We start from the raw sequence: 6,406 nt of genomic DNA on the forward strand, positions 1-6,406 counted from the left end.
CCGCCGCGGTGAGCAGGCCCGCCGCGCTGTTGGCGCGGATCCCGGCCGGTCCGCGTTCGGCCAGGGCCACCGGAATCAGCATCTGCGAGCGGCGGAACTGCTTGGCCAGCAACGACCCGAGTCGGCTGTCGTCGTCGTGTCGGCAGACCACCGTGTCGGTGAGGACGATGCCGTACCGGTCGCCCATCCGGTCGCCGATCTCCACGTCCTCGGAGGCGCGCAGCTTCTCGTCGAAGAGGCCGACCGTGTCGAAGACCTCGCGGCGGATGAGGCAGATCGCGAAGAGGGTGGTGCGGACCCGGCCGACGTGGCGCAGCCGCCAGTGGTGCCCGTGCGTGAGCCGGTACGCCTCGACCGGCCCGTCGTCGAAGAGCGGCTCCAGCGCGTAGATGCCGTGTACGCAGGCGACGTCGGGCTGCTCGCGCAGGACGGCCAGGGCGTTGCCCAGGGCGTCGGGTTCCGGGGCGCAGTCCGAGTCGAGGAAGAACAGCAGGTCGCCGGTTGCGGCCCGGATGCCGCGGTTGCGGGCGGCGGCCGGGCCGGCGTTGCGGTCGGTGACCAGCAGCCGGCACGGGAAGCGCCGGGCGACGGCCCGGGTGTCGTCGGTGCTGGCGTCGTCGACCACGATGACCTCGGTCACCGGGTGCCGTAGTCGGTGCACCGCCGCGAGGCACGCACCCAGGGTCTTGGCGCTGTTGTGGGTGGGAACGATTACCGACACCGTCGGCGGCATGACGGGCACCTCAACGAGTGTTGGCTAATGTGCAGATGAATTGACCGGCGGCAATTGTGTTGCGCCTTGACCAAGTTATCCATGCCCCACCCGCCGTGGCAAGGGTTGCCTTGCGTAGTCAAGGTTGCATCCAGCCTCGGTCCAGGAAAGATCACGAACCAATAGATAGCGTCGCGGCATGCCCAATCTCGTCAGTGTCGAGGAATGCGAGCGGTTCACCGTTCGCGAGGTGCACGACCTCTATCGGCGGTACGTGAACGCGAGCCAGGTCAATCTGATGACGTCGTTCGGGTTCGGTCGGGAATTGGTGGAGCGGGCCGAGGGCGCCTACCTGACCCTGCGGGACGGCCGGCGCGTCCTCGATCTGACCGGCGGGGTGGGGGTGCTCAACCACGGCCACAACCATCCACGGATCGTGGCGGCCCGGCAACGCTTCGCCGAGCGTCGGCGAATGGAGGTGCACAAGACGTACTTTTCGCCCTACCTCGCGGCGCTCGGCCACAACCTGGCCCAGCTGCTGCCCGGCGATCTGTCCATGTCGTTCCTGCCCAACTCCGGCGCCGAGGCGGTGGAGGGTGCGGTGAAGCTGGCCTACAAGTACCACGGTGGTCGACGGGGCACCATCCTTCGCGCGGACTGCGGATTCCACGGGAAGTTGCTCGGTTCCGGTGGGCTCACCGGACAGCCGCACTTCAACTTTCCGACAATTCCGGGAATCGTCCCATTCGCGTACGGGGATCTGGAATCCGTCCGGTCCGCTATCGAGCGGCATGCGGGTGACGTGTACGCCCTGATCGTCGAACCTTTCAGCGCCTCCACCATTCAATGGTGCGACGAAGATTTCCTTCGCGGCGTCCGGGAACTCTGCGACCGACACGACATCGTACTCATCTTCGACGAGATCTACACCGGCTGGGGCAAGACGGGCAGCCTCTTCTACTTCATGCGTTACCCGGATCTGATACCGGACGTGCTGACCACCAGCAAATCGTTCGGCGGCGGCAAGTCGTCCATATCGGCCTTCGTCGCCCGCAAGCCGGTCTTCCGGAAGGCGTACGACAATCTGACCGACGCGCTGTTGCAGAGCACCAGCACCACCTACTACGGCATGGGGGAGGAGTGCGTCACCGCCATCGAGGCGATCAACATCGTGGTGGAGGACGACTACCCGGCACGGGCGCGGGCGCTGGAACGGGTCCTCGAACCGGGGCTGCACCGGTTGGCCAAGGAGCATCCGGAGGCGGTCGGCCGGGTGGCCGGCGCCGGGGCGCTCTGGGGTGTGCACATCGACGGCGGACCCCGGATCCTCGACCTGGTGGGCCGGCTCGCCCCGGCCGGTGTCGCCCGCGACCCCCGCTTCAAGGCCAAGCTGGTCACCTGCGCCGTCATCAACGCGCTCTACCGCGACCACGACATCTTCACCTACTACACACTCAACGGCCGCAACCCGCTTGTCGTCGGCCCGTCGCTGGTCACCGAGCAGGCCGACGCGCAGCGGGCCGTGGACGCCCTGGGTGAGGTGCTCGACCAGGGACTGACCCGACTGGTGACCCGGTTCGTCACGCAGAAGGTGGGATCGCTGTGGTGATCGCGATCACCGGCGCCGCCGGGATGCTCGGCTCACGGCTGGCCGACCGTCTCGCCGCCGACGGACACCAGGTCCGTGGCGTCGACCTGCGACCGGAACCCACCGTCGGGTACGTCGGCGACATCCGCGACCCGGCCCTGCTGGACCGCGCCCTCACCGGCGCCACCGTGGTGATCCACTGCGCGGCGGCGCTGCCCAGCTACCCGACCGGCGAGATCCGGTCGGTCATCGTCGACGGCACGCGCGGTGTCTTCGACGCGGCGCGCCGGGCCGGGGTGGCTCGCGTCCTGCACGTCTCCTCGACCGCCGTGTACGGGCTGCCGAAGCAGGTGCCCACCACCGAGGCGTACCCGCGCAGTCCGGTCGACACCTACAGCGCGGCCAAGGCCGCCGCCGAGGAGATCGCCGAACGGCACCGCGCGGACGGCCTGCCGGTGGCGGTGCTGCGGCCCAAGACCTTCGTCGGCCCCGGCCGGATGGGACTGTTCGCCATGCTCTTCGAGTGGGCGGAGGAAGGGCGCCACTTCCCGGTCCTCGGTCGCGGCGACGTGCGGATCCAGATGTTCGCCGTGGACGACCTGGTGAACGCCGTGGTCACCGTCCTGCACGCCGCCGACGACGTCGCCAACGACACGTACAACCTCGCCGCCGAGGAGTTCGGCACACTGCGCGAGGACTTCCAGGCCGTCCTGGACGCCGCCGGTCACGGCCGACGCGTGGTCTCGCTGCCCGCCCGGCCCGCACTCGCCGCGCTCAGCCTGCTGGAACGCAGCCGACTCTCCCCGGTCTACGGGCGCCTGCTGCACAAGCTGATGGCCGACTCGTACGTCAGCACCGAGAAGGCCCGGGACCGGTTGGGCTTCCGGCCCAAGCTGTCCAACCAGGACGCCATCCTGCGCACCTACGAGTGGTGGCGGGCGCAACGGCAGCATCACCGACCGGCCCGGGACGGTCGGACCAGCCGCGATCCGTGGCGGCAGGGCGCCCTGGCCGCCGCGAAGATCTTCTTCTGACGGCCCGCGATGACCGCCGCCGAGACCGTGGTGGAGCCGGTCGCCCCGGTCGCCCCCGACCGGGTCGTACGCCCGCTCCTGCTGCCACGCCACCTCCTCGTCCTGGCCCGACCGGGTCACGTCGTCAAGAACCTCCTGGCCGTTCCGCTCGCCCTGGTCGACACCCCGGTCTGGACGGCGTCGTCGCTGTGGCGGTGCCTGTGGGCGATCGTCGCGTTCACGCTCGCCTCGTCGGTGATCTACGTGCTCAACGACATCGCCGACCGCCACCTGGACCGGGCGCACCCCGACAAGCAACACCGTCCGATCGCCGCCGGGCACGTCCCGGTCCCGGTCGCCTGGGCGTACGCGGTGCTGCTCGCGGTCGGACTGGTCGCGGTGACCGTCACGGGGCCGGAGATGACCTGGTGGCCGCTGATCGCCTACCTGGCACTGAGCGCCGCCTACAGCCGGTGGCTCAAGCACCTGCCGCTGCTGGACGTCTGCGTGGTCTCCACCGGCTTCGTGCTGCGCGTCCTCCAGGGGTACGCCGCCACCGAGACGGTCCCCGCCAGCCTGCTGCTGACCGCCGTGTTCAGCGGTTGCCTGGTGCTGATCCTCGGCAAGCGCCGGCACGAACTGTCCGCCCTGGGCACGCCGCACCGGCCTGCGCTGCACGGCTACAACCTGCTGCTCGCCGACCACCTGCTCGGCCTGACCACCTCCCTGGCCGGCACCACCTTCCTGCTCTACCTGCACCTGGACGCCCCGATCGCCGCCTACCCGCCGGCCGTCCTGGCCCTCGTCGTACCCCTCGGGCTGCTGGCCGCGTTCCGCTACCTCCAGGCGGTCCTGGTGCTGCGGACCGGCGGCGACCCGATCCGGATCCTGCTGCGCGACCGGACGATCGTCGGCTGTGCCGTGCTGATCGGCGTCGTGCTGGCCGTGGCACAGATCAACGCCCGCTATCCCCACCTGCTGACCTGGATGGACTGATGAGCCCTCCCCTGGTGTCGGTCATCGTGCCGAACTACAACTACGCCCGCGCGCTGCGGCTCTGCCTCGACTCCCTGCGGGCACAGACGTACCCGCGCCTGGAGATCATCGTGGTGGACGACTGCAGCACCGACGACTCGGTGGCGGTCGCCGAGGCCCACGGCGCGCGGGTCGTGCGGACGCCGAGCAACAGCGGCCCGGCCGCGGCCCGTAACCTCGGCGCGGCGGTCGCGGCGGGTGAGATCCTGTTCTTCGTCGACTCCGACGTGGCGGCCCGCCCGGACGCGGTGGCCAACGCGGTCGACCTGCTCACCACGGACCCGGAGATCGGGGCGGTGTGCGGCAACTACGATCCGGTGCCGCTGATCCGGGACAGCCTGCTGGAGGAGTACCGCTGCCTCCAGCAGTCCTACTGGCTGATCGCCGACGAGGGGCAGATCATGACGCTCTACACCGCGCTGCTGGCCGTGCCGGCCCGGGTGTTCGCCGAGATCGGCCCGTTCAACCCCCGACTGCGCGAGACCGAGAACGCCGACTACGGCATGCGGCTCGCGCAGCGCTACCGGATCCTGCTGTCGCCGAGGGTGCGGGGTGTGCACGACCACGACCACGAACTCGGTGTCCTGATCCGCAAGGTGTTCACCCGCACGGCGCTGCACATCCCGATGTACGCGAGCAAACCCGAGTTCCCCGGCGGACTGCGCAGCGGCCCCCGGGCCTGGGTCAGCATCGCCGCCCCGCTGACCCTGCTCACCCTCGTGCTCCCGGTCCTGCTCGGCCCGGCGGCACTGGTGGTGCCGCTGGCCGCGTTCGCCGCCTTCGTCGCCGGAGACCTGCCGATGTACCGCTTCGTCCGCGCCGAACGCGGCTGGGGATTCCTGGTCTACTTCGTCGCGATGCACTTCTTCCTGAACCTGGTCATCGCGGTCGCCGCAGCCTGCGGTGTGCTGGCCTGGCTGACCTCACGCCGGTTCCGTCGGCTCTACGACCGCCCGGAGGTCGCCACCCGATGAACGCCCTTCCGCTGGTCTCGGTGATCGTGCCCAACTACAACTACGCCGAGTCCCTGGACCTCTGCCTGCGCTCGGTGCTCGACCAGACCTACCCGAACATCGAGGTGCTGATGGTCGACGACTGCAGCACCGACGAGTCCGTCGCGGTGACCGAGGCACTCGGCGTACGCGTGGTCAGCACCGGCGCGAACGGTGGTTGTGGGACCGCCCGCAACGTCGGTGCCGCGCACACCCGGGGCGAGCTGATCTGCTACGTCGACTCCGACCTGGCGTTGGCGCCCGACGCGGTGGCCCACGCGGTGCGCCTCCTGCGGGACGCGCCGGATGTCGGTGCGGTCTGCGGGATCCAGGACGCCGAGCCGCTGATCCACGACACGCTCGTCTCCCGCTACCGTGGGCTCCAGTACCACTACTGGTCGATCAGTTCGGAGGGCGACGTGTCGTTCCTCTTCCCCGCCGTCTGCGTGATCCGCCGGGCCGTGTACGACGAGATCGGGCCCTTCAACCCGGCCCTGCGGCAGACCGAGGAGGTCGACTACGGCTACCGGCTGACCCGCCGGTACCGGATGCTGCTCACCTCCGAGGTACGCGGCCGACACGACCACGACCACGAGCTGCCCGGACTGCTGCGCAAGCTGTTCCACCGGGGACGGCTGCGGATTCCGCTGTACGCCCGCGCCCGGCGCTTCGGCAAGGGCTTCGAGACCGCCTCCCGGGCATGGGGCAGCCTGGCCGCGTTTCTCGCCCTGCCGGCGCTGGTCGTACCGCTGCTGTTCGGGCCGTGGGGTGCGGTGCTGCCGGCGGCCCTGCTGGCCGCGTCGCTGGCCTGCGACGCCGGGATGTACCGCTTCGTCCTGCGGCGGCACGGGCCGTTGTTCCTGCTCGGCTTCGCCGGGCTGCACTTCCTGGTCAACGTGACGATCACGGCCGGGGTGGCGACCGGCGCCGCGCAGTGGCTGCTCTCCCGGCCGTTCCGGCAGCTCTACGACGCCTCGTTCCCGATCGACGGCACCCCCCGGTGGGAATCGGCGTGACCACCGCCGCGCCGGTCGCCGCCGACACCGCGACGCCACCCGGGCGCGCG

The 6,406-nt window shown here is 70.2% G+C and carries 6 protein-coding genes; 5 read left to right on the plus strand and 1 reads right to left on the minus strand.

Annotation, left to right across the window (positions count from 1 at the left end; all coding sequences use genetic code 11):
- On the minus strand, positions 1 to 721 hold a 721-nt coding region (locus EYA84_RS23785; RefSeq protein ID WP_236145926.1), incomplete at its 3' end, for a glycosyltransferase family 2 protein.
- A gap of 289 nt (positions 722 to 1,010) precedes the next feature.
- Here EYA84_RS23785 and EYA84_RS23790 point away from each other — a divergent pair.
- Genes EYA84_RS23790 through EYA84_RS23810 form a run of 5 tightly spaced genes read left to right on the plus strand, consistent with a single transcriptional unit; the run spans position 1,011 to position 6,356 of the window.
- On the plus strand, positions 1,011 to 2,321 hold the full coding sequence (locus tag EYA84_RS23790) for an aspartate aminotransferase family protein (protein ID WP_201272462.1): 1,311 nt from the start codon (positions 1,011 to 1,013) through the stop codon (positions 2,319 to 2,321).
- Complete coding sequence (locus tag EYA84_RS23795; protein WP_131055498.1) at positions 2,315 to 3,334, plus strand: NAD(P)-dependent oxidoreductase; 1,020 nt, start codon at positions 2,315 to 2,317, stop codon at positions 3,332 to 3,334. Before EYA84_RS23790 ends, EYA84_RS23795 begins: the two co-directional genes overlap by 7 nt.
- Before the next feature lie 9 nt (positions 3,335 to 3,343).
- A complete protein-coding gene (locus EYA84_RS23800; protein ID WP_131055500.1) occupies positions 3,344 to 4,309 on the plus strand; it encodes a UbiA prenyltransferase family protein in 966 nt (321 codons plus the stop codon).
- Positions 4,309 to 5,322, plus strand: coding sequence for a glycosyltransferase family 2 protein (locus EYA84_RS23805; protein ID WP_131055502.1), 1,014 nt, complete (start codon positions 4,309 to 4,311; stop codon positions 5,320 to 5,322). Before EYA84_RS23800 ends, EYA84_RS23805 begins: the two co-directional genes overlap by 1 nt.
- Entirely contained in the window at positions 5,319 to 6,356 is a 1,038-nt protein-coding gene (locus EYA84_RS23810) for a glycosyltransferase family 2 protein (protein WP_131055504.1), read from the plus strand. Before EYA84_RS23805 ends, EYA84_RS23810 begins: the two co-directional genes overlap by 4 nt.
- Positions 6,357 to 6,406: the final 50 nt, after the last annotated feature.

This window comes from Verrucosispora sp. SN26_14.1 (assembly GCF_004307965.1).
In the GTDB taxonomy this organism is placed as follows: Bacteria; Actinomycetota; Actinomycetes; order Mycobacteriales; family Micromonosporaceae; genus Micromonospora.